The organism is Porphyrobacter sp. AAP82 (assembly GCF_000331285.1).
In the GTDB taxonomy this organism is placed as follows: Bacteria; Pseudomonadota; Alphaproteobacteria; order Sphingomonadales; family Sphingomonadaceae; genus Erythrobacter.
The window spans coordinates 1-23,311 of record NZ_ANFX01000035.1 but is presented as its reverse complement, the minus strand read 5'-3'; the positions used below and the strand labels follow the sequence as shown (position 1 = coordinate 23,311).

28 protein-coding genes are annotated in these 23,311 nt (G+C 68.2%); 15 read left to right on the top strand and 13 right to left on the bottom strand.

The genetic code is table 11. From position 1 onward, the window contains the following. Positions 1 to 82 precede the first annotated feature (82 nt). From D620_RS0111425 to D620_RS0111395, 7 genes are all read left to right on the top strand, one after another. Positions 83 to 916, top strand: a complete 834-nt coding sequence (locus tag D620_RS0111425) for a hypothetical protein (RefSeq protein WP_017665947.1) — start codon at positions 83 to 85, stop codon at positions 914 to 916. Next, a complete protein-coding gene (locus D620_RS16660) occupies positions 913 to 2,073 on the top strand; it encodes a class I SAM-dependent methyltransferase (protein WP_033376742.1) in 1,161 nt (386 codons plus the stop codon). Before D620_RS0111425 ends, D620_RS16660 begins: the two co-directional genes overlap by 4 nt. 62 nt (positions 2,074 to 2,135) lie before the next feature. Continuing rightward, positions 2,136 to 2,414: a PqqD family protein gene (locus D620_RS16655; RefSeq protein ID WP_017665945.1), complete on the top strand. Its 279-nt coding sequence runs from the start codon at positions 2,136 to 2,138 to the stop codon at positions 2,412 to 2,414. 26 nt (positions 2,415 to 2,440) lie between these two features. Then, positions 2,441 to 2,896 carry a lasso peptide biosynthesis B2 protein gene (locus D620_RS15850; RefSeq protein ID WP_017665944.1) on the top strand — a complete coding sequence of 152 codons (456 nt, stop codon included), beginning with the start codon at positions 2,441 to 2,443 and terminating at the stop codon, positions 2,894 to 2,896. A gap of 157 nt (positions 2,897 to 3,053) precedes the next feature. Next, positions 3,054 to 3,350, top strand: a complete 297-nt coding sequence (locus tag D620_RS15290) for a hypothetical protein (protein ID WP_017665943.1) — start codon at positions 3,054 to 3,056, stop codon at positions 3,348 to 3,350. Positions 3,351 to 3,484: 134 nt separating this feature from the next. Then, the gene (locus tag D620_RS0111400) at positions 3,485 to 4,846 is read left to right on the top strand and encodes an O-antigen ligase family protein (protein WP_017665942.1); all 1,362 of its coding nucleotides are present in this window, start codon (positions 3,485 to 3,487) and stop codon (positions 4,844 to 4,846) included. After that, positions 4,843 to 5,586, top strand: a complete 744-nt coding sequence (locus D620_RS0111395) for a hypothetical protein (protein ID WP_017665941.1) — start codon at positions 4,843 to 4,845, stop codon at positions 5,584 to 5,586. Before D620_RS0111400 ends, D620_RS0111395 begins: the two co-directional genes overlap by 4 nt. Here D620_RS0111395 and mmsB read toward each other — a convergent pair. The 5 genes from mmsB to D620_RS0111370 form a co-directional block, all read right to left on the bottom strand. Then, positions 5,581 to 6,447, bottom strand: coding sequence for a 3-hydroxyisobutyrate dehydrogenase (gene mmsB / locus D620_RS0111390; protein ID WP_017665940.1), 867 nt, complete (start codon positions 6,445 to 6,447; stop codon positions 5,581 to 5,583). The two genes, D620_RS0111395 and mmsB, sit on opposite strands and share 6 nt — an antisense overlap. 25 nt (positions 6,448 to 6,472) lie before the next feature. Next, entirely contained in the window at positions 6,473 to 7,267 is a 795-nt protein-coding gene (locus D620_RS0111385) for an enoyl-CoA hydratase-related protein (protein ID WP_017665939.1), read from the bottom strand. Between the two features lie 99 nt (positions 7,268 to 7,366). Further along, positions 7,367 to 8,428, bottom strand: coding sequence for an enoyl-CoA hydratase/isomerase family protein (locus D620_RS0111380; protein WP_017665938.1), 1,062 nt, complete (start codon positions 8,426 to 8,428; stop codon positions 7,367 to 7,369). After that, a complete protein-coding gene (locus D620_RS0111375; protein WP_026092161.1) occupies positions 8,425 to 8,820 on the bottom strand; it encodes a VOC family protein in 396 nt (131 codons plus the stop codon). Before D620_RS0111375 ends, D620_RS0111380 begins: the two co-directional genes overlap by 4 nt. Before the next feature lie 13 nt (positions 8,821 to 8,833). Beyond that, a complete protein-coding gene (locus tag D620_RS0111370; RefSeq protein ID WP_017665936.1) occupies positions 8,834 to 9,979 on the bottom strand; it encodes an acyl-CoA dehydrogenase family protein in 1,146 nt (381 codons plus the stop codon). 166 nt (positions 9,980 to 10,145) lie between these two features. Between D620_RS0111370 and D620_RS0111365 the strand changes: the two genes are divergently transcribed. Further along, entirely contained in the window at positions 10,146 to 10,514 is a 369-nt protein-coding gene (locus tag D620_RS0111365; protein ID WP_017665935.1) for a hypothetical protein, read from the top strand. Here the strand turns inward: D620_RS0111365 and D620_RS0111360 are convergent. The 6 genes from D620_RS0111360 to D620_RS15565 form a co-directional block, all read right to left on the bottom strand. Then, complete coding sequence (locus D620_RS0111360) at positions 10,504 to 11,025, bottom strand: DUF1254 domain-containing protein (RefSeq protein ID WP_017665934.1); 522 nt, start codon at positions 11,023 to 11,025, stop codon at positions 10,504 to 10,506. The genes D620_RS0111365 and D620_RS0111360 overlap by 11 nt on opposite strands. Further along, complete coding sequence (locus D620_RS15285) at positions 11,022 to 11,627, bottom strand: DUF1214 domain-containing protein (protein ID WP_017665933.1); 606 nt, start codon at positions 11,625 to 11,627, stop codon at positions 11,022 to 11,024. The genes D620_RS0111360 and D620_RS15285 overlap by 4 nt, the downstream gene beginning before the upstream one ends. Beyond that, positions 11,627 to 11,992 carry a RidA family protein gene (locus tag D620_RS0111350; RefSeq protein WP_017665932.1) on the bottom strand — a complete coding sequence of 122 codons (366 nt, stop codon included), beginning with the start codon at positions 11,990 to 11,992 and terminating at the stop codon, positions 11,627 to 11,629. The genes D620_RS15285 and D620_RS0111350 overlap by 1 nt, the downstream gene beginning before the upstream one ends. After that, positions 11,989 to 12,300, bottom strand: coding sequence for an I78 family peptidase inhibitor (locus tag D620_RS0111345; RefSeq protein ID WP_155800124.1), 312 nt, complete (start codon positions 12,298 to 12,300; stop codon positions 11,989 to 11,991). The genes D620_RS0111350 and D620_RS0111345 overlap by 4 nt, the downstream gene beginning before the upstream one ends. A gap of 108 nt (positions 12,301 to 12,408) precedes the next feature. Beyond that, on the bottom strand, positions 12,409 to 14,772 hold the full coding sequence (locus D620_RS15280) for an EAL domain-containing protein (RefSeq protein ID WP_017665930.1): 2,364 nt from the start codon (positions 14,770 to 14,772) through the stop codon (positions 12,409 to 12,411). A 20-nt stretch (positions 14,773 to 14,792) separates the two neighbouring features. Further along, positions 14,793 to 16,097 (bottom strand): FecR domain-containing protein, encoded by a 1,305-nt coding sequence (locus tag D620_RS15565; RefSeq protein WP_196795280.1) that lies wholly within the window; start codon positions 16,095 to 16,097, stop codon positions 14,793 to 14,795. 288 nt (positions 16,098 to 16,385) lie between these two features. Here D620_RS15565 and D620_RS0111330 point away from each other — a divergent pair, with 288 nt between their 5' ends. Beyond that, positions 16,386 to 17,912: a ShlB/FhaC/HecB family hemolysin secretion/activation protein gene (locus tag D620_RS0111330; protein WP_017665928.1), complete on the top strand. Its 1,527-nt coding sequence runs from the start codon at positions 16,386 to 16,388 to the stop codon at positions 17,910 to 17,912. A gap of 16 nt (positions 17,913 to 17,928) precedes the next feature. Here D620_RS0111330 and pyk read toward each other — a convergent pair whose 3' ends face one another. Then, entirely contained in the window at positions 17,929 to 19,389 is a 1,461-nt protein-coding gene (gene pyk / locus D620_RS0111325; protein ID WP_017665927.1) for a pyruvate kinase, read from the bottom strand. A 65-nt stretch (positions 19,390 to 19,454) separates the two neighbouring features. Here pyk and D620_RS0111320 point away from each other — a divergent pair, with 65 nt between their 5' ends. From D620_RS0111320 to D620_RS0111305, 4 genes are all read left to right on the top strand, one after another. Then, positions 19,455 to 19,766 (top strand): DUF1244 domain-containing protein, encoded by a 312-nt coding sequence (locus D620_RS0111320; protein WP_017665926.1) that lies wholly within the window; start codon positions 19,455 to 19,457, stop codon positions 19,764 to 19,766. Between the two features lie 77 nt (positions 19,767 to 19,843). After that, complete coding sequence (locus D620_RS0111315) at positions 19,844 to 20,080, top strand: DUF2312 domain-containing protein (protein WP_026092160.1); 237 nt, start codon at positions 19,844 to 19,846, stop codon at positions 20,078 to 20,080. 87 nt (positions 20,081 to 20,167) lie between these two features. Beyond that, positions 20,168 to 20,515, top strand: coding sequence for a heavy metal-binding domain-containing protein (locus tag D620_RS0111310; RefSeq protein ID WP_017665924.1), 348 nt, complete (start codon positions 20,168 to 20,170; stop codon positions 20,513 to 20,515). 5 nt (positions 20,516 to 20,520) lie between these two features. Further along, positions 20,521 to 20,976, top strand: coding sequence for a GNAT family N-acetyltransferase (locus tag D620_RS0111305; RefSeq protein WP_017665923.1), 456 nt, complete (start codon positions 20,521 to 20,523; stop codon positions 20,974 to 20,976). Here the strand turns inward: D620_RS0111305 and D620_RS0111300 are convergent. Then, the gene (locus tag D620_RS0111300; protein WP_017665922.1) at positions 20,973 to 21,644 is read right to left on the bottom strand and encodes a type II CAAX prenyl endopeptidase Rce1 family protein; all 672 of its coding nucleotides are present in this window, start codon (positions 21,642 to 21,644) and stop codon (positions 20,973 to 20,975) included. The two genes, D620_RS0111305 and D620_RS0111300, sit on opposite strands and share 4 nt — an antisense overlap. A 119-nt stretch (positions 21,645 to 21,763) precedes the next feature. On the opposite strand from D620_RS0111300, the gene D620_RS0111295 reads away from it, so the two are divergent. Together D620_RS0111295 and ruvC are read left to right on the top strand one after the other, a co-directional pair. Next, positions 21,764 to 22,507: a YebC/PmpR family DNA-binding transcriptional regulator gene (locus D620_RS0111295; RefSeq protein WP_017665921.1), complete on the top strand. Its 744-nt coding sequence runs from the start codon at positions 21,764 to 21,766 to the stop codon at positions 22,505 to 22,507. A 28-nt stretch (positions 22,508 to 22,535) separates the two neighbouring features. Continuing rightward, entirely contained in the window at positions 22,536 to 23,009 is a 474-nt protein-coding gene (ruvC, locus tag D620_RS0111290; protein ID WP_017665920.1) for a crossover junction endodeoxyribonuclease RuvC, read from the top strand. Positions 23,010 to 23,311 lie beyond the last annotated feature (302 nt).

The following is a 23,311-nucleotide window of genomic DNA, read 5'->3' as shown; positions in this document are numbered from 1 at the left end:
GGCAGCCGGCGTTCGTGTTTCGGGGGCTAATTTCTTCGTGCATGGCTGGTTGATTCGCGCTCTTTGCGATGCGGGCGGCAGCGTGTCGCCGAGCGTGGTGGCGGATGGCGCGGAACCGGACCTCGAATATGCCGCGGTCCGGGACGGCGATGCCTGCGACATGCGATTCGGCACCGCCGCCGTGTTTCGCGCCTGTTTCGCCAGCCGCACGATCACGCTCCTCGAAGGGTCGCGCGATGATCCGCCAATGCTCGATCACCTGCTGTTCGATCATGTCTTCCCGCGCGTGCTCGCTGCCGAAGCGCTGCTGGTCCTGCACGGCAGCCTTGTCGCCATCGACGGACGGCTGGCGGTATTCATCGGCGAGACGGGGGCAGGCAAATCCACGCTCGGGGCCAGCCTCCACGCGCGCGGCCACCGCCTGCTCGGCGATGATGCGGTGATCGTCACCGAGCAAGGCGGCGCGTTTTTCGGAGCAGCGGTCTATCCCAGCCTTCGCCTCTACCCGGATTCGATCGGACGATTGCTGGGCGAGGACGCCGATACCGCGCCGATGGCCGCCTATTCCGACAAGCGTCACGTGACCGGCTTTCGCGCCGCTGCGTCCGATGCCCCGCCGCTCCCGATCGCCTGCATCTTCAGCCTGGCAGGCGGCGAGGATCAGCCCGCAATCCGCCCGCATTCCGCGCGGCTGGCGTGCATGACGATGCTCGAGCAGAGCTTCGCGCTCGATCCTGGAGATGTGCGCGCCGCCAGCGGGCGGCTGGCCGCAGCCGCCCGGCTCGCCTCGGCCAGCGCCTGCTTCGAGCTCGACGTGCCCCACGATTACGATCGCCTTCCCGAGACCCATCGCCTGATCGAGGCCGCGATGGCCGCGGCTGCCGGTGCACAGCAGGACAAGGAACCGACCCGATGAGCAGACCGGGGGGCTACAGCCTTGCCAGCTATGGCCGGATGATCGATTGCGAGCCGCGCATGGGCGTCTATGCCGAAGCGCTGCGCCGTGCGGTGACGCCGGGCTGCACCGTCATCGACCTGGGCGCCTCGTTCGGTGCCTTTGCGCTGCTGGCCTGCCAATATGGTGCAGGGCAGGTCATCGCGATCGAACCCGATCCCAGCATCGAGCTGCTCGTGCCGCTTGCCCGGGCCAATGGCTGCGAAGACCGCATCACCATCATCCGCGATATCTCGGCCAATTACACCCCCGAGGTGAAGGCCGATGTGATCGTATCGGACTGCCGCGGCACCGTGCCGCTGTTCCAGCACCATATCGCCACGCTCGCCGATGCGCGCGCGCGGCTGCTCGCGCCCGGCGGCACGTTGCTGCCGATGCGCGACACGCTCAAGATCGCACTGGCGCAATCGCCCGAGAAGTATCGGGCCATGGTGCACCCCTGGCAGCGCAATGCCTACGGGCTCGATCTGGCCGCAGGGGCGCGGTTCGCGGCCAACGCCATGGACAAGGCCTACCTCAAGCCGCGCGCGCTCGTCTCCGCGCCGGTCGATCTGGCGGTGCTCGATTATCGCACGATCACCGAACCCGACATCGATAGCCGGGTGACCATGGTTGCCGGACGCGCCGGGCGGGTCGATGGCATTCTGGCGTGGTTCGAGGCCGAGATCGCCGAAGGCCTCGGCTATTCCAACGCGCCGGGCGAGCCGCCGCTGGTCTACGGGCAGATGTTCCTGCCGCTCGAAGGCAACCCGCGGCTGGCCGAGGGCGAACGGATCGACCTGCGCTTCCGCGGCACGCTGGTGGACGGCGAATATGTCTGGAACTGGGACTGGCAGGTCTTCGATCGGGCCGGATCCCCGCGCGGGCGGGTGGCGCGCCAATCGACATTCCTCGCGCAGGTCCATTCAACAAAGGCGCTCGGGAATGCATCGAATCAGCACGTGCCGCAACTGGATGCGGCGATCATGCTCGATCGCGACTGTCTGGCGCTGGTTGGCGAAGGCAGAACACTGGACGTCATCGCCAAGACATTGCAGGATCGGCATCCCGAGCATCTGCCGACCTACAAGGCAGCGCTCGATCACGTTGTGAAGTGTCTGGGGCGTTACCGCAGCTAGTCGAGGCAGAGACCAACAGGCCACCTTGGCGCCATGCTCGAATATGCATCAAGGAAACCACAGTGTCCGACCTCCTTCAATCGCAGTGGCGCATCAGCGACCAGGCCATTGCCAATGCTGTCGCCGACGAGACGGTGATCCTGCATCTGGGCAACGGCACCTATTACGGGCTCGATCCCATCGGGGCGAAGCTGTGGGAGGCGCTTCAGGAGGGCGAGCTGCCGGCGACGATCTGTCCGGCGTTGCTCGAAACCTATGATGTCGCGCCCGAACGGCTGGAGACGGACCTGCGCGATCTGCTGGGCGAACTTGCCGCCAACGATCTGATCGAGCCGGCCTGAACGCGCCCGTGCTTGCGGCCGAATGCATGAAGCAAAGGGCATACCCCCTCCCGGTCGTGATCGCGCTTGGCGTGGAGGCGCTGGTTGCGCTGGCCCATGCCCGGCTGATTCTCCACCGCACCGGACCTGATGGCGTGCTGCGCCGCAATGCCGATGCCGCAGCACGTGCCGCGCGCCGCCGCCCGCCTGTTACCGGGTCCGCCGCCGCCGGGGGATGCGCAAGGATCGCCTTTGCCATCCCGCGTGTCGTCCCGCGCCTGCCGTGGCGCGCCGATTGTCTGGTCCAGGCGCTTGCCGGGCAGGCGATGCTCCTGCGCCGCGGGATCGCCGCCAGCATTGTCGTCGGTACGGCGCGCCGGCCTGACGGAAGCTTCGAAGCCCACGCCTGGCTGGTTTGCGGCGATAGAGTGATTCTCGGCGGTGACATCTCCCGGTTTGCGCCCTTGCTCGATCCCGGAAGCCCCGTTAACGGGAACCGGTAACCGTGATGTTCCAGGCACCTGCTTCGGCCTGTCGCTTTTGCGCCACGCAAGATCGCCCGGCGACGCTTCGTTTACCAAACCGCGCTAATGAGTGGTTGCCAAAGATGCTGCATTGCACTACGCAATATCCCGAGGGATTAGTTTAGAGGGCTTCAACATGACCAAGACCGTGACCCGTTTGATGGCTGCCACTGCCGCTTTGGGCCTCGTTGCTGCGCCGATCATGGCCCAGGCCAACACCCGCGCAGGTGACAGCGCTGGCACCTACAGCACCTCGAACGCGGCGCCGGGCCTCGGCCGCGCTGCTGACGGCGAAGGCCAGGGCGAAGCCGGTCTCGGCCTCGGTGCTGGCGAACTGATCCTTGGTGGCCTTGCGATCGCTGCGGTCATCGGCGGCATCGCCACGGCCGCCAGCAGCGGCGACGACGGCTGCGTGTCGCCGGGTACCTGCTGATCGCTCGTGCCTCGGGCGAAAGACTTGAATTAGCGATTTGACGCCCGGTACCCAGTGCCGGGCGTTTTCGTTTGGGGCAGCCTGAAGACCGGCTGCACCACAGCCCGATCCGATTCGTTTCGCGGACCCGCCACTTGAAAACCCCTGCCGCCGACCGGCCTTCCTTCCTGCTGCTGGCAGCCGTGCTGCTGGTTGCCTTCCTGTGCGGCGGGGGCGGGATCGGCGCGGCGCTTGGCAATCTGGCGGTGCAGCTTGCGGCACTGGTGGCACTTGCCGTCCGGCGCGAGAGCTTCACCGCCTTCTGGCGCGAATCGCCGCGCGCCTTGCGCGCCTTGGTCATCCTCTCGCTGGCACTGCCGCTGGCGCAGATCATCCCCCTGCCCGAATCGCTGTGGACCACGCTCCCGGCCGGCCCGCTAGTCGAGCGCGCGCTCGAACAGGCGGGCGGCGGCGGCGGCTGGATGCCGGCCAGCGTCAATCCCCTGCGCACCCTGCTGGCGCTGAGCGCGCTGGTCACCCCGCTGGGGATCATCTGCGCAGGTTGGACGCTGCCGCGCGAACGCCTGATCGATCTCGGCTGGATCGTGGTCGGGCTCGGGCTCGTCACGGTGCTGCTCGCGCTTGTCCAGCTCGGCGCGCGCGGCGACGAGGGGACGCTCTACGGCGCGCGCAGCCCGGGCAAGCTGCTGCTCGGGACCTTTGCCAACCGCAATTCGACCGGCCTGTTCCTGACCTTCGCGCTGGGACTTGCCGCGCTGCTGCCTGTGCCGCGCCCGCATCCCGCGCTGCTTCCGGCCCGGCTTGGCGTGTGCCTGCTGCTGTTGGTGGCGACCGGGTTGACCCAGTCGCGCACCGCGATCGTGCTGGCGCTGCTGCCGGTGCTGCTGGGCCTGGCGCGGGCGGCGGGCGCGCTGCTGCACCGGCGCAATACCCCCTCGGCCGCGCGGGCGGCGATGATCGGCTTCGGCGCGCTCGCACTGGTCGGGGCTGGCGGCGGCATGCTGGTCGTCGCTGCGCCCGGGCGCATCGGCGAGGCGATCGAGCGTTTCGAGGCCAAGGACGATCCGCGCCGCTTCATCTGGGACGATGCGACCTACAGCGCCGAGCGCTACTGGCCGGTCGGGACCGGGATGGGGACCTTCGACGAGATCTACCTCGTCAACGAATCGCTCGAGAACCTGACCCTGCGCCGCGCCGGGCGCGCGCATAACGACTATCTCGAGCTTGCCATCGAGGCGGGCGCTGCCGGGATCGCACTGGCGGGCCTGTGGCTGGTGCTGGTCGCCTGGCTGACCTGGCGCGCGCGCACGTCCCAGCTGCGCTGGGCGGCCTGGGCGGGAAGCGGCTTCCTGCTGGCGATCGCCCTGCAATCGATCACCGACTATCCGCTGCGCAACCAGACGATCCTCGCCATGGCGGGCTTCGCGCTCTTGATGCTCGCCCGCATTGCGGCCCCCGGGCCCAAGCCTGCTGCCGCGACAGAGGCCTCCGCATGATCGGCCGGATCGTCTGGCTCGCCGCGCTCGCGGGTATCGCGCTGCTGACCGCAGGATTGCAGCTAGACTTCGGCGCGCGCGGCACGCCGCAGCTCGTCCCGCTGGTGCCCGAGCCGCTGCGCAATTTCGCGCAGGTGCACGTGGCCATGGACGCGCTTGCCACCAAGACGCCCGGGGTCGCGCTTGCGGAAACGCGCAAGCTGGTCCGGCGGCGACCGATCCCGTCCGAAAATCTCCTGCTGCTTGCCGCCGCACAGGCGCGCGCGGGCGAGACCGAGACCGCGGGCCAGACCATCCAGATCGCCGGCAAGCGCGGCTGGCGCGAGCCGGTGGCGCAGGAGGCCGTGCTGCGCATCGCGCTTGCCGCAGGCGACCGCGCCGAAGCCGCCCGCCGCTATGTCGCGCTGTTCCTGCGCAACGAGACGCCCGACGCCCTGCTGGGGGAGCTCGGCCCGGCGATCGTCGGTGCGCCCGGCGGCGAGGGCCAGGCGACGATGGTCGCCATCGTGGTGCGTGCCGAACGCTGGCGCTCGCGGTTCCTGCGCCGCGGGGTGCAGGTCCTGCCGCCCGCCGCTTTCGCCGAGATGGCGACCGCGAGCCTCGAGAAGGGCGCCGACTTCGACTGCCGCTCGCTTGAAACCAGCATCACCCAGCTGAAGCGCAGCGATGCGGCAGCAGCCGCGCAGCTCGCCCGCGCGGGCGCCAGGTCCTGCCCCAAGGCCGGCGCGCTGGCGCTATAGCGTGCGGATGATCCCCGAGAAATCGGTCGCGGCGTTCCCGGCAGCGAAGGCCTCGTAGAGCGCGCGGGCATGCTCGCCCAATTCGACCTTGGCCCCCGCCCCCGCCGCCGCTTCCATCGCAAGCTTCAAGTCCTTGAGCATCAGCCCGGCGGCGAACCCGCCCTGATAGCCGTTGTCCGCAGGCGTGACCGGCCCGACCCCGGGCACCGGGCAGTAGCTTGTCATCGACCAGCACTGGCCCGACGAGACACTGGAAATGTCGTAGAAGGTCTGCGCGTCGAGCCCCAGCTTGTCCGCCATGGCAAAGGCCTCGCAGGTGCCGATCATGTGGATCGCGAGCAGCATGTTGTTGCAGATCTTGGCCGCCTGACCATTGCCGGCAGCGCCGGCATGGATCACCGCCTTGCCCATCGCGGCGAGGATCGGCTGCGCGCGGGCGAAAGCCTCGTCCGAGCCGCCGACCATGAAGGTGAGCGTGCCGCCCGCCGCCGCTGCAATCCCGCCGCTGACGGGGGCATCGACCATCTGGTAACCGTGGGCTTGCGTGACGGAGATCACCTCGCGCGCGGTGGCGACATCGATGGTCGAACAATCGAGCAGGATCGCGCCTTCAGGAGCATGGCCGATCACCTCGTTCCAATAGACCGACTTCACGATGGCGCCATTGGGCAGCATCGAGACGACGGCCTCGGCGCCCTGGCAGGCCTCCTTGGCGGTTGGATAAGTGCTGCACCCCGCCTCGCGCGCGGCGGCAAGCGCGGCTTCGCTGAGGTCGAAGGCGCGGACCTCATGCCCCGCCTTCACCAGGTTCGCGGCCATCCCGCCGCCCATGTTGCCGAGGCCGATGAAGGCTATTTTCATGTCACTCTCCCCTCGTGGCAGGGCCTTACCGCCCCTTCCACTGCCCTTCGCGCTTTTCGATGAAGGCGGCCATGCCTTCGGCCTTGTCCTCGCTCGCGGTGAGGATCTGGAAGATCCGGCGTTCGACGATCAGGCCCTGATCGAGCGTCATCTCGAAGGCCGAGTTGACCATCTCCTTGTTGGCGATGGTTGCCATCGGCGGCATGGCGGCGATGGTCGCAGCGGTCTTCAAGGTCTCGGCGATCAGCTCCTCATGCGGCACCACGCGGGCGACGAGGTTGCTGCGCTCGGCTTCTTCCGCGTTCATCATCCGGCCGGTGAGGCACATTTCCATGCTCTTCGCCTTGCCGATCGCGCGGGTCAGGCGCTGCGATCCGCCCATCCCGGGGGCGACGCCGAGCTTGATCTCGGGCTGGCCGAACTTCGCCTTGTCGGACGCGATGATGAAATCCGCCATCATGGCGAGCTCGCACCCGCCGCCCAGCGCGAAGCCGTTGACGGCCGCGATCCAGGGCTTGCGCGTCTTCTTGACGATCTCGCTCGTCCACGGCCCGAAGAAATCGTCGAGGTAGAAGTCTGCCGCCGGCTTGTCGGCCATTTCCTTGATGTCGGCGCCCGCAGCAAAGGCCTTGTCGCCGCTGCCGGTGAGGATCGCGCACAGCTGGGTGGCATCGGCCTGATAGGCCGCGAAGGCCGTGATCAGTTCGGCGAGGACCTGCGAATTCAATGCATTCAAGGCCTGCGGGCGATTGATGGTCAGCAGCGTGACGCCCTTGGTCCCGCGGGCGTCGGTTTCGGCGGTGATGGTTTCGTAAGCCATGGTCTTTCCTCGTCGCCCCCGCGCGGGCGGGGGCCTGTCTGGCGTGCCGGGTTCGCAAGCGAAGCCTAGCGGGTTTCCCGCAAGCGCGGGAATGACGGATTAGCTAGGGAGCGGCGCCCATTCCTCGCCCGCCGGCAGCGGAGCGAAGATCGCGTCGATCAGGTCCTCGCCGACCTCCTCGGGGGTGGCCGGGTCCCACTTGGGATCATTGGTCTTGTCGACGATCACCGCACGCACGCCCTCGGCGAAATCGGGGCGGGTCAGCACGCGGCTCGCGATGCGGTATTCCATCCGCATGTTGTCGGCAAAATCGGTCAGAGCCGCGCTCTGTGCGAGCTGGCGCAGCGCCACCTTGCAGGTCTGCGGGCTCTTGGTGCCGAGCGTGTCGCGCTCCTTCACCGCCCAGTCGTCCCCGGCGGCGATCGCCGCTTCGAGGCTGGCGAGGATGTCCTCGTAGCTGTCCGAGGCGAAGTGCTTGGCGATTCTGTCGGCATTGGCCTCGATCCGCGCCTTGGGCGGCGTCCCGGTCGGCTCGCTGAGGATGCCCGCGATCCGGTCGGGGTGATCGTGGATGCGCGCCTTGATGTCCTTCAGCTTGTCATGCGGGACATAGTGGGTGGCAAGCCCGGTCCACAGGCATTCGGCCCCGTCGAGCCGCGCCCCGGTCAATGCCAGGAACTGCCCGAGCCGCCGTCCGAGCCGCGAGAGATACCAGCCGCCGCCGACATCGGGGAACAGGCCGATGCCAGTCTCGGGCATGGCGAAGCGCGTGTTCTCGGTGGCGACACGGTATTTGGCCGGCTGCGAGATGCCCACGCCCCCGCCCATCGTGATGCCGTCCATGAAGGCGACGATGGGTTTGGCATAGGTGAACATCTGGTGGTTCAATTGGTATTCGTCGTGGAAGAACCTGCGGCCTGACACGCCGTTGTCGTTCAAGGCCGATTCCCTGAGGAAGGCGATATCGCCGCCCGCGCAGAAACCGCGGCCCTCGTCATGGTCGAGGATCACCGCCTTGATGGCATCATCGCCCGCCCAATCGGACAGGGCAGCGCTCATCGCGTGGCACATCGGCAGCGTCAGCGCGTGGAGCGCCTTGGGCCGGTTGAGGCTGATATGGCCGATGGGGCCATTCACCCGGATCAGAACGTCGTCAGTCATTGCCCCTGCTCTCTCGGTTCGACCAGGTCCCAGCGATTGCCGAAGGGATCGCTGAACACCGCTACCGTGCCATAGCTTTCGTGGCGCGGTTCTTCATGGAAATTCACGCCAGCTTCGACGAGCCGTGCATGGGTCCCTGCGAAATCTTGCGTATGGGCGAAAAAGCCCACCCGGCCGCCGGTCTGGTTGCCGATCGCGGCGGTCTGTCCCGGGGTCGCGGCGCGGGCGATGAGGAGCCGTCCGCCCTCGCTGCCGCCGACCACCACCCAGCGCTTGCCGCCGCCCATGTCGGTGTCCTCGATCAGATCGAGCCCGAGCGCATCGACACAGAACGCGATCCCCGCATCGTAATCGGGCACCACCAATGTCGTCAGGGCCAGCCTTGTCCCCATTACGCCATCCGTTTCATTGGCGCAGCAGATCGCGGCCCACGATCATGCGCATCACCTGGTTGGTGCCTTCGAGGATCGAGTGCACGCGCAGATCACGCCAGAAGCGTTCGATCGGATAGTCCTTGAGATAGCCATAGCCGCCGAACAGTTGCAGCGCGTCGTTGACGATCTTTGATCCGCTGTCGGTCGCGAGGCGCTTGGCCATCGCCGAGAAACGCGACTTGTCGGGCGCGTTGTCGGTGACCTTGGCGGCGGCCAGATAGAGCAGCGCGCGCGCCGCCTCCAGATCGGTCGCCATGTCTGCGAGCATGAACTGGGTGTTCTGGAAATCGGCGACCGGCTGGTCGAACTGCTTGCGGTCCTTGGTATACTGGATCGCCTCGTCCAGGCAGCGCTGCGCCCCGCCCAGCGAACACGCGCCGATATTGAGGCGCCCGCCATCGAGCCCCATCATCGCGAAGCGGAACCCCTCGCCCTCGTCACCCACACGGTTTGCCACGGGCACGCGCGCATCTTCAAAAATCACCTGCGCGGTGGGCGAGGCGTTCCAGCCGAGCTTCTTCTCGGGCGCGCCGAAGCTGACCCCGGGGGTGTCCTTGTCGATGACAAGGCAGGTGATGCCCTTGGTCTTGTGATCGCCGGTGCGCACCATCGTGACATAGACATCATTGACCCCGCCGCCCGAGATGAACTGCTTGGTGCCGTTCAGAACATAGTGGTCGCCATCCAGCCGCGCGCTCGCCTTCAAGGCGGCCGCGTCCGATCCGCTGCCCGGCTCGGTCAGGGCGTAGCTGGCGATCTTTTCCATGGTGACGAGATCGGGCAGATACTTCGCCTTGACCTCGGCCCCGCCGAACTGGTCGATCATCCACGCGGCCATGTTGTGGATCGAGATGAAGGCGGATGTAGAAGGGCAGCCATAGGCCATCGCCTCCATGATCAGCGCCGCTTCCAGCCGCCCGAGGCCGATCCCGCCCGAAGCCTCGGACACATAGATCGCCCCGAAGCCGAGCTCGGCGCTGCGCTTGATCACATCCTTCGGGAAGATGTGCTTTTCATCCCATTCGGCAGCGAAGGGGGTGATGTTATCGGCGGTAAATCGCTGCGCAACCTCGCGGATTGCCAGCTGATCGTCGGTGAGTTGGAATTGTCCGTGCATGGAGAATGCTCTAGCGGCGTTGGGCGCAACGGAAAAGAGCGGGCGGCGTGGGGGCTAAGCGGAATTTTGCTAGGCTCGGACACGTTTGCTGAAGGTCGCATCCCGATTTGATGCGGATCACATCCGGCGCGCGAAGCCGCTCGTATCCAGGCGAAGGGTCAGACAAATGCGAACACTCATCTTCGTCTACAACGCCGATGGAGGCCTCCTCGACGCCGCCCGCGATGCGGTGCACAAGCTGGCGAGCCCGGCGACCTATCCCTGCTCGCTCTGCGCGTTGACCTATGGCGCGGTGGCGAAGCGCCCGGCGTGGCGCGCCTTCCTTGCGCGCACGGATATGGCGAGCCTGTTCCTCTACCGCGACGAGTTCCGCGATACGCTCGACACGCGCGATTTGCCCCTGCCCGCGATCCTGCTCGGCACCGCGGGCCCGGTGCCCGAGGTGCTGGTGAGCGCTTCGGAGCTGGACGGGCTGGCCGATCTCGATGCGCTGATCGCGCTGGTCGAGGCGCAGGCGGCGCGGGTCAGCCGCTGACGTTCTCGAGCTTGCAGGCATCGGCCTTGCCTGCCTCGGCAGCGGCGGCAAAGCGCTGTGCGGTGGGGGCGAGACGGCGGATCAGGATCACGCCCCGCTCGCTCGGGCTGACGATCTCACCCTCCTGCGGCGCGCTGCCCGGCGGCAGCAGGCGCACCGCGATCCCGCGCCCCGTTGCGCGCAGGGTCGCGAAATTGTCGGTGCGGGCGTCGAAGAAGGACAGCGACTGGTAATCGGGCCAGTTGCCCATCCTCACCGCAAGCGGCGCATCCGCGCCCGCAAGGTCATAGCGGCACAGGGCATAATAGAGATCGGGCGATGAGCGCACCACCTGCTGGCTCTGCGGCGTCACCCGCTGCGGGGTGGTGAAGGCATGAAGCGCAACCCCGCGCGCCGCCAGCGCCGCCATCGCGCGGTCCATGATCACCGCGGGGGCAAGGTGGAGCGTCAAGACATGCGTCCCCGCAGCGCACAGCAGCATCACCGCGACCGGTCCGGTCCAGCGCTTCATCGCTTGTCCTCCCCACCGCAGGAAAGCCGTTCGAGGCGCGGCGGGCTCAGCGCTGCATCGGGATCGGTCAGCAGCCCGGCCTCGGGCATGTAGAGCCGCAAGGTGAGGTCGAAGGTCCCCGCGCCCCGGCTCGAGATCCACAGCCCCTCGCCCGCCGGCCGCGCAGGCGCGATCAGCGCCGACCAGGCGCCGCCCCCGCCGCGGGTCGCATCGATGCTGAGCGCGCCGTCGGTGTTGGGCGGGAGCATGCTTTGCCGGTCATAGAGTGTCACCGACCACCACCCGGCCGGCATCGGCCCACCCGAAAGGCGATAGGTGCAGGCCTCGCGCAAGGGCGCGCCGGCATCGTCCGCTGCGCGGGTGAAATAGACCGCCTCGGTCTTGGCGAGCGCCAGCAAGCCGTGCCGCGCGACGCGGGCGCGGGTGTAGGGATCGGCGGCCTCGGACCCCGCCGCAAAGTCGCTGCGCCAGCCGCCGACATCGACATCGCCGAACGCCAGGGTGCTGCGCGCCGGCCACAGCCCCGCCAGCCACAAGGCGCTGCCGAGCCCGAGTGCGAGGCCCGCGATAACCGCCACCAGATAGACGCCGATCCGCTTCATCAGCCCGGCACCACCGCTTCGGCTTCGATCTCGATGCGCCATTCGGGACGGCACAGCCACGCGACCCCGGCCATGGTCGCGGCGGGCTTGGCCGCGCCGACCGCGTCCTGATCGGCCGGGTCGGTCAGCAGCATGCGGGTGCGCACCACATCGGCCGCGCTGCCACCCAGAGCCTCGATCGCGGCGAGGATGATCGTGCAGCAGCGCGCCGCCTGCTCGGCCGCACCTCCGGGGGTGGTGGAGCCATCGGGTTCGACCGGGCCGGTGCCGGCAACGATGATGCGGTTGCCCTCGCGCACAGCGCGGGCGAAGCCGAAGCTCGCCTCGTAGGGCGAGCCCGAAGTCACTTGCAGCCTTGTGGTCATCCGCAGGTGATGACCGTGATCTTCATCGCCGCGTCATAGCGCACGTTCACGCGGTCCTGCCGGTAATCCATCGTCCAGGCGCTGTCCGGCGGACCCCAGCGCAGGGTGCGCGCGCCGCTGTCCTTGAGGATCGCGGTGCCCATCGCCTGGGTCGCGTCATGGCCGATGTGATCCTGCGCCGGATCGGCGTTGCAGGTCACCGCCGCCGGTGCTGCGGGCGCGCTCGCCGCCTGATCGGGCGCGCTGCCAGTGGTGGCGCAGCCCGCCAGCCCGCCACCCAGCCCGGATGCCGCGACAGCTGCGATCATGATGTGCCTCATCTCGTCCTCCGCCAGGCCGCGCCGCTTGTCCGGTGTCTTGCCGGAAGGCAGCCTAACAGGCCGGAGCGTCGATGAGAAGCGTGCCCGCGATCAGGCTTATGCGACCCGCAGGCGAACCGGCGCGGGGGCTTCGTCCACACCGACGGTCGCCTCCGCAAGCGTCGCAAGGTCCGCCGCCGCCAGCGGGCGCCCGACGAAATAGCCCTGCGCATAATCGCAGCCGATCTGGGCAAGAAATTCGAGGCATGCGCCCTCTTCGATCCCCTCGGCCACGACCTTGAGGCCGAGTTCGTGGGCGAGCTGCACCGTCGATCGCACCAGCATCGCATCGCCCTTGTCGACATGCGCCTGGGCCACGAACATGCGGTCGATCTTGAGCTCTGACAGGGGCAGCAGCTTGAGGTAGTTGAGCGCCGACTGGCCGGTGCCGTAATCGTCCATCGAGATGCGGATGCCCGCGGCGCGGAAGCGTTCGAGCGCGGCGATGGCAAGGCCGGTATCTTCGAACTGCGCGCTCTCGGTGACCTCGAAGGTGACCTGCCCTGCCGCCAGCGGCGCTGCCGCCACCAGTGCCAGCGCGCGCGCCTCGAAGGTTTCCGAGGTCAGCAAGGCGGCCGAGATATTGACGGCCACACCGATGTGGAGCCCGCGCGCGCGCCAGGCTTCGGCATCGGCGAGCGCCTGCGCGATCACCGCGAGGGTCACCTCGTCGAGCCGCCCGCGCTCCTCGAACAGCGGGATAAAGCAATCGGGCGGCAGCATCCCGCGCTCGGGGTGGTTCCAGCGCACCAGCGCCTCGACCGCGTCGATCCGGCGGGTCACAAGGTTGAGCTTGGGCTGGTAGAGCACCGCGATCCGGCGGTTCCTGATCGCCTCGTCAAGCTCGCCGAGCAGCGACAGCTCGGCGCTGATCGCCTCGCCCGCCTCGGTGGTGTGGAGCCGCCAGAATTTCCCGGCGCGCTTGGCGAGGCTCGCGGCGTGGGCGGCGTGGCCGGCAGGATCGCCCATGTCGGCATCGGCGACCCCGAAGGTCAGCGACACGCCAAGCCGCCTTCCGCCAAGCTCGAAGGGGCTGCGCATCAGCGCGCGCAGGCCATCGAGCTGGGATTCGAGCTCGTCGATCGGCAGCGGCGAGAGCCACACCAGGGTGCGGTCCTCGCTGCGATAGATCGCCGGCACGCCGCTCGCGACTCTGAGACGCTCGGCAATCCGCCGCAGCAGGACGCCGAGGTCCTCGCTCTCGATCGCCAGTTTGAGCGCGTCGAAATCGTCGATCTGGGCGGCGATGACGAAGCGGTCGGCAGGACTTGCGGCGCGCGCTTCGAGCGCGAGGCGGTTGGGCAGGCCGCTGCCCGGATCGATCTGGCGCCGCGCCTCGGCGAAGCGGTGCGCGAGGACGACGTACCGGATCGCGCCTGCCGACAGCACCAGCACAGCCGCCGGGACAATCTCGAACCACAGATAAAGGCCCAGCCGCGCGCCGAGCCAGCCCGCGGCCAACGCCAGCATGGCAAGGCCGGTCCGCACGGCGGCCGCGCGGCGGCGGCTGGCGGCAAGGACGAACAGCGCGGGCAGTGCCGAGAGCATCAGCGGCAGCGACCACGAGCCGTAGACCGGCACGCCGCGGCGCAGCGTCTCGGCGCCCAGAGCCTGGATGATGAGCCCCGGGATCACCCCGTAATGCGGCACCGCATAGCGATCGCCCAGCTCGATCGCAGTCGCGCCGATGATCACGTCCTTCCCGGCAAGGCTGCCACGCGGGAACACGCCGCTTTCGATGGCGATGAAGCTGTGGCGCGGGATGGTGGCGGGGTCGATCGCGTAATCGACCGGGAAGTCGGCCCCCACGCTCCCGCTGCGCCCGGCGACGGTGGCCGCGAGCGAGGGGCGCGCGGTATCGCTGGTCACCGTCCCGAACGGCAGGCGCCGGACATAGCCGTCAGCATCGGGCGCGACCGAGACCGAGGCGAGCTGGGCGTGTTCGCGCAGGCCCGGGATGGGCAGCGAATCGAGCTGGCGGTGGTCCCCGGAGCCTGCGGCCTGGGCGAAGGTCGGCAGTGCCACCGGCGCACCGGCCTTGGCGATCGCCGCCCCGAAGGCGGCGTCGCCGGCAGGATCGGCGCTGCTCGAGAAATCGACATCGAAGCTGATCGAGCGCACGCCTGCGGCATCGAGGTTGCTCACCACCCTCGCAAAATGGTCGCGCGGCCAGGGCCAGCGGCGGATCGCGGCCATGCTGGCGGCGTCCATCTCGACGACATGGACCTGACCGCTCGCTTCGTGACCGAACAGGGTGAAGGTGAGTTCGCCGACGCGGTTCTCGGTCGCGCGGAAGGCCCCGGCGAGCGCAGCCGCCGATACCAGCAGCGCGAGCGCCGCGATCATCAGCGCGGCGGTGCGCCAGCTATCCGAACGCAGCGCTTCGCGGAAGCGGCCGGAGGCGCGGGACAGCGAGATCATGGTGCGGCCGGCCAATCCGCTCAGGCCCGGCGGGCGAGCGGCGCTGCAGCGGCATCGGGGCCGAGCGCAAGCCAGCCACGCCCGCCACCCTTGCCCCCACCTCCGCCGCCGTTGCCGTTGCCGTTGCCACCGCCGCCGCCGTTGTCGTTGCCGTTGCCATTGCCGTCATCGTCCTCGGCATCGTCCGCCTCATCGGAGCCCTTGCCACCGTCATCGTTGCCGTTGCCGTTGCCGTTGCCGTTGCCGTTGCCGTCCGACTCATCGTCACTATCGCCAGAGCCATTGCCCTTGCCGCCATCGTCATCGGCATTGCCATTACCGTTGCCGTTGCCGTTGCCATTGCCATTGCCATTGCCATTGCCGGAGCCCTCGCCGTTGCCGCTGCCCGAGCCGTTGCCGGTCCCGCCGGCCGTGCAGGTGTCGCCGGCGCAGACGACGCCGTCATCCGGGGTGCCGCCGCCGTTGCCGGCGCCGCCACCATTGCCGGTTCCGTTCCCGACGCCGCTGTTGCCGCCGTTGTTGCCGTCCGAATTGCCGCCCGCATTGCCATCATTGCGGACCGTGTCCGAGACCACCACCGCAGCCAGCACCACGACTTCGCCACTGGCAAAGCCGTTCGAGACCTGGCCGAGATCCTGCGGGGTGCTGACGATCGCCTGATCGATCCGCGGGCTGCTATCCGGCGTGCTTGCAGGCGGTTCGGGCGGGGCCTGCGCCGGTGCCGCACCAGCCGGTGCCGGTGGAGCTGCTGCGGGGTCCGCAGCGCGCGCCGGCGAATCGATCACCCGGCGCCCCTCGCCCTCGACCACCATGCGCAGCGGATCGGCCGCCGCGATCATTGCGACCGCACCGGGCCGGATCAGGTCGACCGCGCCGCCATCGAGCGTCGAGGTCTCCACCGCGCCCTCGGTGACTTGCAGGCTCGCGCCTTCATTGGTGACGGTTATGAAAAAGGTCGTGCCCTTCACCACCGCCGCCAGATAGGGCGTTTCCACCCCGAAATGCGGATTGGGCTGCTTGCCGATGCTGAACAGCGCGCTGCCATAGTCCTGGAGAACCTGGATGATCCCGCGCTCGCGCTGGGCCGGAGCGATCCGCAGCTGCGCGTTCTGGCGCATCGTCACGAATTCACGCCCACGCACCAGCACCGCCGAAGCGCGCGCCGCAGTCCGCACGGTTGCGCCCGGCGCCAGCTGGGTGCCGACCTTGGCCGGGCGCGACCCGCGCGAATCGATCACCGTGACGACGCCCTTGGCTTCGGACACAGTCCACACCGCGCCCTGCGCAAGCGCGGGCCCGCCGATGAACAGCAGCAGAAGAGGCAAGAACAGGCGTTGCACAAGGCGCATAGGCTTCTCCGTTCATGGCCTTTACGCGGACAGGTGCGGATTTCGTGTTTACGGGGTTGGTTAAGAAAGCCTGAGGCGGAGAACTGGTTAACCTTTGGAATGTAGGGCGATTGCTCGTTTCCAGTTCATGGAGCCAGAGCGATTCTGTGTCGGGTTAATCTATGGGGGTGCGCCTTCACGGCGCTGGCGGCCGGGCCGCTGGCGGCGCAGGATGCGTTCGATCGCACCAATCCGCAGACCCAGGCGAACCGCGACGAACAGGCCATGCCCGCCACAGATCAGGTGCGGATCGAGGTGCTGCCGGTGCTCGACACCGCGCTCGGGCGATCCGGCGGCCCGGTGCTCGATGTCGGCGCGATCGTGGTCGATGGCCTCGTCGCGATGCGGCAGGCCGATTTCTCCCCCGTGGTCGAACCCTTCGCCGGACGCCCGCTGGACCGCGCCGAACTCGGCCGCCTGACCGACGCCATCGCTGCCCGCGCGCGCGCGCAAGGCTATGTCCTTGCCACCGCGTGGATCCCCGAACAGACACTGGTGGGCGGCATGCTGAGGGTGCGGATCGAGGAAGGCCGGATCGACGCGGTGCGCATCGCTGGCAGCGATGATCCCGCGCTCCGCCGCCAGCTCGAACGCCTGGTGGACGGCCGCCCCGTCACGCTCGCCGCGCTCCAGCGCGAGGTGTTGCTCGCCGACGATCTGCCGGGCGTGTCGATCCGCGCGACCCGTTTCGAGCGCGATGGCGAGCGGCGCATTCTGGTGGTCGATGCCGCCCGCAGCGATTTCGGCGGCAGCGTGATCGCCACCACCGACGGCACCAAGCCGCTCGGCCCGATCCGCGCGCGCATCGAAGTCGACGCCAATGGCCTCATCTCGTCGCGCGATCGCGTGGATCTCAGCTTTTCCGCCACCCCGTTCGACCCCGAGGAACTCGCCTTCTTCAGTGCGCGCTACAGCGTGGCCATCAATGATGCGGGCACCACCGTGGGCGCCTTCGGCTCCTATTCGCGCACCGAACCCGGCGCCTATCTGGCCAGCCGCCAATTGCAGGGCGAGGCACTCCAGGGCGGCATCCGCATCCGCCATCCGCTGCTGCGCGCGCAGCGGCGCAGCCTGTGGATCGAGGCGAGCGCGGAATTGCAGGATCTCTCGCAGGACAGCCTCGGCGTGCGCGCGCGGCACGACCGGATCGCACTCGCCCGGCTCGGCTTCTACGGCTTTGCGCCCTTCGCCGGCGGCAATCTCCAGGGCCGCGCCACCGTGAGCCAAGGCATCCCGGCCTTCGGGGCGACGCCGACCGGCAGCGCGCTCGCCTCGCGGATCGATGCCGAGCCCGATTTCACCACACTGAGCTTGTGGATCAACTGGCGGCGCGGGATCGCCCCGCGGGTCAGCCTCCAGCTCGCCAGCACCGGCCAGCTTTCCACCGCACCCTTGCTGATCGGCGAGACCTTCTCGCTGGGCGGCGGGCAGTTCCTGCGCGGTTACGACTTTGCCCAAAGGGTGGGTGACCAGGGCGCGGCGGGGCTCGCCGAACTGCGCTACGATTGGCCGCGCGCGCTGGGCGCGGTGCGCAACGTGCAGCTCTATGCCTTCGCCGATGCTGGCACGGTTTCGAACCTCGCCGCCGGGCGCGGCAGCGGCTCGCTGGCATCGAGCGGCGCGGGCCTGCGCACCGACATCACCCGCGATCTCGACCTCGATTTCGAAATCGCGGTGCCGCTCACCGAAGATCGCTACGACACCGGCGACAAGACCCCGCGCATCAACGTCAGGGTCAGCCAGTCGTTCTGAGGCGGAGTCTCCGCTCTTAGCCCTTGTGCTTTTCCAGCTCGTCGCCGGTCACGGTCACGACATGCAGCAGGTTGGTCGCCCCCGGGGTTCCGAACGGCACCCCCGCGAGCACGATCAGCTTGGCCCCCGCGCTGGCGAGGCTGTGGCGCAGCGCCATGCGCTTGCCCTTGCCGATCATCTCCTCGAAGCTGCCGATGTCCTTGGTCGCCACGGCATGCGCGCCCCACAGCAGCGCAACCCGGCGCGCGGTGCGGGTTGAGGGGGTGAGCACCAGCATCGGGGTCGCCGGGCGCTCGCGTGCCACGCGCCGCGCGGTCGAACCGCTGGTGGTGAACACGGTGATCGCGCTGATCGGCACCGTATCGGCGATGGTCATGCAGGCGTGGGCGAGCGCGTCCGAAGTGGTCGCATCGGGCGGCGTCTCGAGGAACCGCACCCGCGCCTTGTAACCCTCGTCGCTTTCGACCTGCACCGCGATCTTGTCCATCATCGCGACCGATTCCTCGGGCCACGCGCCCGCCGCGCTTTCGGCCGAGAGCATCACCGCGTCGGCCCCGTCATAGACCGCGTTGGCAACGTCCGAGACTTCCGCGCGGGTCGGCGTCGGCGCCTCGATCATCGATTCGAGCATCTGCGTCGCCACGATCACCGGCTTGCCCGCGCCGCGCGCCATGTTGACGATCTTCTTCTGGAGCGGCGGAACCTCGTAGGGTTCGAGCTCCACGCCAAGGTCCCCGCGCGCGACCATGACGCCGTCGGCCAGTTCGATGATCGCATCCAGCCGGTCGACCGCCTTGGGCTTTTCGATCTTGGCGCAGATCGCCGTGCCATGGGTGCCGATCAGCTTGCGCGCCTCGGCGATGTCCTCGGGCCGCTGCACGAAGGAGAGCGCGATCCAGTCCGCGCCCTGATCGGTGGCGAAGGCGAGATCGCGGCGGTCCTTTTCGGTCAGCGCCGGGATCGGCACCTCGGCATCGGGGACGTTGACACCCTTGCGGTCCGAAATCACCCCGCCGACCTCGGCCGAGCACAGGATGCGGCTTTCGTCGGCTTCCAGAACCTTCAAGCGGATCTTGCCGTCATTGATGAGCAGCCGCTGGCCGCGCTCCATGATCCCGAACAGTTCGGGGTGCGGCAGGCATACGCGGTTGTGATCGCCCGGCGCCGGATCGCGGTCGAGCACGAAGTGGCCCGAATGGCGGATCACCGCCTGGCCTTCGGCAAAGGTGCCCACGCGCAGCTTGGGGCCTTGCAGGTCGGCAAGGATCGCGATGGGGCGCGCAAACTGCTTTTCCAGCGCGCGGATCGCGGCGACCACGGGCTCGTGATCGGCGTGCGTGCCGTGGCTCATGTTGAGGCGGAAGGCATCCGCGCCGGCGCGCACCAGCCGCTCGAGCATCTCGGGTGAGCGGCTTGCCGGGCCGATCGTGGCGAGAATCTTGACCTTGCGGCCGCGCGGGTCGATCCGTCGTGTCATTATTGGCTATCCCTCTTGGAGGGAGCCTATGGCACAGGCGCATTTCAACTCAAGGAAAAGCCGCGATGAATAGCAATGCCGATCCGCTCGACGCACTGGACGATGCCCAGGCCGCTGCCGCCTTCCGCCGGCTGGTGCGCCACTTGCGCCGCCGCCACGATGCGCAGAACATCGATCTGATGGGCCTTGCAGGCTTCTGCCGCAACTGCCTTGCCGACTGGATCCGCGATGCGGGTTATGATGGCGACAAGGAAGCCGCGCGCGAGGTCATCCACGGCATGCCCAGCGGCGAATGGAAGGCGACCCGCCAGACCCCCGCGACCGAGGAACAGCTCGCCCGCATGGCGGCCAGTGTCGCGAAGAACGCACAGGATTAATTTTCGCGGGCGGTTCAATCGCGGGCGGCGGCTGGCTATTCCCCGCCAACCGATTCTCACCCATGATGGAGCCCCCCATGGCCGAAACCGCCGACGACCGCCTGCGCCTGCTGATCGAGCGCATCGAACGCCTCGAGGAAGAAAAGAAGGGCATCGCCGACGACATCCGCGACGTCTATATGGAGGCCAAGGCGGTCGGCTATGATCCCAAGATCATGCGCCAGATCGTGCGCCTCAGAAAGATGAAGCCCGACGACCGCAGCGAGCAGGACATGCTGCTCGAAACCTACAAGGCCGCGCTCGGGATGGCGTAAGGCATGGCGGCCGCGCAATGATCTGTCATTGAAACCTCACGGGCCCGTGTTATCCCGGTAACACAGCTTTTTGAAGGAGAGAGACCGATGGCATCCCCCTGGAAAGACGCGCGCGGCGTCATCGTCAGCACCACCCCCACGCTCGAGGGCCGTCCGATCCAGGACTACCTCGGCATCGTCACCGGCGAGGTGATCGTCGGCGCCAACCTGTTCCGCGACCTCTTCGCCAGCGTGCGCGACATCGTTGGCGGGCGTTCGGGCTCCTACGAGCGCATCCTTGCCGACGCCCGCAACCAGGCGATCGAGGAACTGCAATCCGAAGCCGCCGCGCGCGGCGCGAACGCGGTGGTGGGGATCGACCTCGATTACGAAGTGATCGGCGATACCGGCTCGATGCTGATGGTCAGCGCCAGCGGGACCGCGGTCAGGATCTGATCGCCATGACCGCGGTCCGCCGCCTCGCTTCCGGCGACGTCGCGGGCCTGCGGGCGATGAACGCGGTCTTCGCGGAAGGCTTCGGGGACCCGGAGAGCTATGCCGCCGCCCCGCTCGATGCGGCATGGGCGGCACAGTGGCTCGCCAACCCGAACCACATCGCATTGCTGGCCAAAGCCAATGGCGTGGCGGTGGGCGCGCTCGCGGCCTATGTGCTGCCCAAGTTCGAACAGGCCCGCAGCGAGATCTACATCTACGACCTCGCGGTGCTGGAAAGCGCGCGGCGGCAGGGCATCGCCACCGCCCTGATCGACGCCTTGCGCGCCATCGCCCGCGACATCGGCGCGTGGACGATCTTCGTCCAGGCCGACATCGTCCCCGAGGACGAACCGGCCCGCAGGCTCTATCGCAAGCTCGCCAGCGAGGAGATCACCGCGCTGCATTTCGATATCGCGCCCTAGGCGAGCAGGTATCCGCCCGCGAGCACCAGCGCATTATAGCCCGCATGATAGGCCATCCCCGCCGCCAGCCCGGCACGGGTGCGGATGAAGGCGAGCAGCAACCCGCCCAGCACCTGCGGCAGCACCACGGCGAGCCCCAGCGGGCTGGCGAGATCGGCGTAGTTGCCGAGGTGGATCGCACCGAACAGCAGCGCCTGTGCCCACACGATCCCGCCGAAGTGGCGGATGTAGGCGGGCGGCACTGTGCGGGCATGCTCGCGTTCGCGGGTCAGGCTCCAGTGGACGAGGCCCGCCAGCGCGACGCCTGCGCCCGCCCATGCCAGTGCGCGGCCGTGATCGGGCACCAGCGCCACCCCCGCCAGCATCAGCGCCAGCGCCGCAAAGCCGCAAGCCGCAAAGCGCAGAGCCGCGACCCGTCCGGTGAGCCAGCCGCGGAACACCAGTTCCTCGAGCAGCGGGGCAATCACCAGAAAGGCGAGCGGGCTGGCCGCGAGGCTTCCGGCCTCGGCATCGGGGGCTGGCAGGACGCCGGCGCTGCGGCTCGCCAGCCACAGCGGGCCGATGAGGGCGGCGAGCAGCACGAGGTGCAGCGCGCCCGCCGCCAGCAGCACGCGCGCCCGCTCGCCCGGCGATGCCACGGGCTGCGCGGCGTAGGCCGGGCGCAGCATGAAGCGCGCCGCCTCGGACAGCCTTGCGCGAAAGTCCGGCGCGCGCGCCCTTGCGTCCCCCGCGTGCTCCGGAGTAAGGCGCGCCCCCACATCTCCAACATTTCCGGTGAAGTCATCCAATGGCAGGCCATTCCAAGTTCAAGAACATCATGCATCGCAAGGGCGCGCAGGACAAGAAACGCGCGGCGATGTTCTCCAAGCTCAGCCGCGAGATCACCGTGGCGGCCAAGATGGGCATGCCCGATCCCGACATGAACCCGCGCCTGCGCCTCGCGGTCAACGCCGCGCGCGCGCAATCGATGCCCAAGGACAATATCCAGCGCGCCATCGACAAGGCGGGCCAGGCCGGCGGCGAGGACTATGTCGAGATCCGCTACGAAGGCTATGGCCCGGGCGGCGTGGCGCTGATCGTCGAGGCACTGACCGACAACCGCAACCGCACCGCGACCAACGTGCGCACCGCGTTCAGCAAGAACGGCGGAAACCTCGGCTCGGAAGGCTCGGTGAGCCACGGCTTCGAGCGGCGCGGGCTGATCGAATACAGCGCGAGCGTGGGCGACGAGGAAAAGGTCCTCGAGGCCGCGATCGAGGCGGGCGCGGATGATGTGGAAAGCTCGGAAGACGGCCACACCATCTGGACCGCCGCAGATAGCCTCCATGGCGTCGCGGGCGAGCTCGAAAAGGTACTCGGCCCGGCCGACAATGTGAAGCTCGCATGGAAGCCGGTGCTGAGCGTCGAGGTCAACGAAGAGGTTGCCGGCACGCTGATGAAGCTGATCGACACATTGGACGATGACGATGACGTGCAGACCGTGTGGGGCAATTACGAGATCCCCGATGCGGTGATGGAGAAGCTCTCCTGATCCTCCCCGGCACGGGCAGGGAGGAGCCATGCTGATCCTCGGCCTCGATCCCTCGCTGTCCTCGACCGGCTGGGGCGTGATCCGCGCCGAGGGCGCGCGGATCGGCCATGTCGCCAATGGCCAGATCAGGACCGATCCCGCAGCGCCGATGGCCGAACGGCTGGCGGCCTTGCAGGCGGGGCTCGCCGCGGTGATCGCCGAACACCGCCCCGACCGTGCGGCCGCCGAGGAAATCTTCGTCAACAAGAACCCGCAATCCACGCTCAAGCTCGCCCAGGCGCGCGGCAGCGTGCTGGCGGCGTGCGGGGCGGCGGGCCTCGGCGTGAACGAACACGCCGCGCGGCTCGTCAAGAAGGCGGTGACCGGCACCGGCGCGGCGGAAAAGGCGCAGGTCGCCGCGATGGTCAAGGTGCTGCTCCCCGGCGTCCAGATCGCGGGCAGCGACGCGGCCGATGCGCTGGCGGTGGCGATTGCCGACGCGCATCTGGCGCCGCGCTCTTGACCCTCCCGCGCGTCATTGCGAGGAGCGCGGAGCACCGCATCAAGGCGAGACCCGCATGACCATCCACCTCTACGGCATGCCCAATTGCGAGCTAGACAGGATAGTTGTACACGCAAATTATATGCCATTAAGACATTGATATAAATGGATTTTTATAAACTCTGTGCGTTCACATCGCTCCGTGAGTGGTCTAGAAACCGCGCAACTAATAGAATTTGCAGATCGCAGGTTGTATGGTGTGGACCGGCGTGCAAAAGGGACCCCGTTAGCGGGGTGATCGGCGTCTAAAAGGGACCCCTCAT

Excerpts from the sequence above, each read along its gene's own strand:
- D620_RS0111365 (WP_017665935.1), top strand. The coding sequence starts at position 10,146 with ATGCGAACACTCATCTTCGTCTACAACGCCGATGGAGGCCTCCTCGAC.
- D620_RS15280 (WP_017665930.1), bottom strand. The coding sequence starts at position 14,772 with ATGATCTCGCTGTCCCGCGCCTCCGGCCGCTTCCGCGAAGCGCTGCGT.
- mmsB (WP_017665940.1), bottom strand. The coding sequence starts at position 6,447 with ATGAAAATAGCCTTCATCGGCCTCGGCAACATGGGCGGCGGGATGGCC.
- D620_RS0111300 (WP_017665922.1), bottom strand. The coding sequence starts at position 21,644 with ATGCTGCGCCCGGCCTACGCCGCGCAGCCCGTGGCATCGCCGGGCGAG.
- D620_RS0111310 (WP_017665924.1), top strand. The coding sequence starts at position 20,168 with ATGGCATCCCCCTGGAAAGACGCGCGCGGCGTCATCGTCAGCACCACC.
- D620_RS15285 (WP_017665933.1), bottom strand. The coding sequence starts at position 11,627 with ATGAAGCGGATCGGCGTCTATCTGGTGGCGGTTATCGCGGGCCTCGCA.
- D620_RS0111330 (WP_017665928.1), top strand. The coding sequence starts at position 16,386 with ATGCCCGCCACAGATCAGGTGCGGATCGAGGTGCTGCCGGTGCTCGAC.
- D620_RS15290 (WP_017665943.1), top strand. The coding sequence starts at position 3,054 with ATGACCAAGACCGTGACCCGTTTGATGGCTGCCACTGCCGCTTTGGGC.
- D620_RS0111320 (WP_017665926.1), top strand. The coding sequence starts at position 19,455 with ATGAATAGCAATGCCGATCCGCTCGACGCACTGGACGATGCCCAGGCC.
- D620_RS0111395 (WP_017665941.1), top strand. The coding sequence starts at position 4,843 with ATGATCGGCCGGATCGTCTGGCTCGCCGCGCTCGCGGGTATCGCGCTG.
- D620_RS0111380 (WP_017665938.1), bottom strand. The coding sequence starts at position 8,428 with ATGACTGACGACGTTCTGATCCGGGTGAATGGCCCCATCGGCCATATC.
- D620_RS0111370 (WP_017665936.1), bottom strand. The coding sequence starts at position 9,979 with ATGCACGGACAATTCCAACTCACCGACGATCAGCTGGCAATCCGCGAG.
- D620_RS0111385 (WP_017665939.1), bottom strand. The coding sequence starts at position 7,267 with ATGGCTTACGAAACCATCACCGCCGAAACCGACGCCCGCGGGACCAAG.
- D620_RS0111305 (WP_017665923.1), top strand. The coding sequence starts at position 20,521 with ATGACCGCGGTCCGCCGCCTCGCTTCCGGCGACGTCGCGGGCCTGCGG.
- pyk (WP_017665927.1), bottom strand. The coding sequence starts at position 19,389 with ATGACACGACGGATCGACCCGCGCGGCCGCAAGGTCAAGATTCTCGCC.
- D620_RS0111295 (WP_017665921.1), top strand. The coding sequence starts at position 21,764 with ATGGCAGGCCATTCCAAGTTCAAGAACATCATGCATCGCAAGGGCGCG.
- D620_RS0111350 (WP_017665932.1), bottom strand. The coding sequence starts at position 11,992 with ATGACCACAAGGCTGCAAGTGACTTCGGGCTCGCCCTACGAGGCGAGC.
- D620_RS0111315 (WP_026092160.1), top strand. The coding sequence starts at position 19,844 with ATGGCCGAAACCGCCGACGACCGCCTGCGCCTGCTGATCGAGCGCATC.
- D620_RS0111375 (WP_026092161.1), bottom strand. The coding sequence starts at position 8,820 with ATGGGGACAAGGCTGGCCCTGACGACATTGGTGGTGCCCGATTACGAT.
- D620_RS16660 (WP_033376742.1), top strand. The coding sequence starts at position 913 with ATGAGCAGACCGGGGGGCTACAGCCTTGCCAGCTATGGCCGGATGATC.
- D620_RS0111345 (WP_155800124.1), bottom strand. The coding sequence starts at position 12,300 with ATGATCGCAGCTGTCGCGGCATCCGGGCTGGGTGGCGGGCTGGCGGGC.
- D620_RS15850 (WP_017665944.1), top strand. The coding sequence starts at position 2,441 with ATGAAGCAAAGGGCATACCCCCTCCCGGTCGTGATCGCGCTTGGCGTG.
- D620_RS0111360 (WP_017665934.1), bottom strand. The coding sequence starts at position 11,025 with ATGAAGCGCTGGACCGGACCGGTCGCGGTGATGCTGCTGTGCGCTGCG.
- ruvC (WP_017665920.1), top strand. The coding sequence starts at position 22,536 with ATGCTGATCCTCGGCCTCGATCCCTCGCTGTCCTCGACCGGCTGGGGC.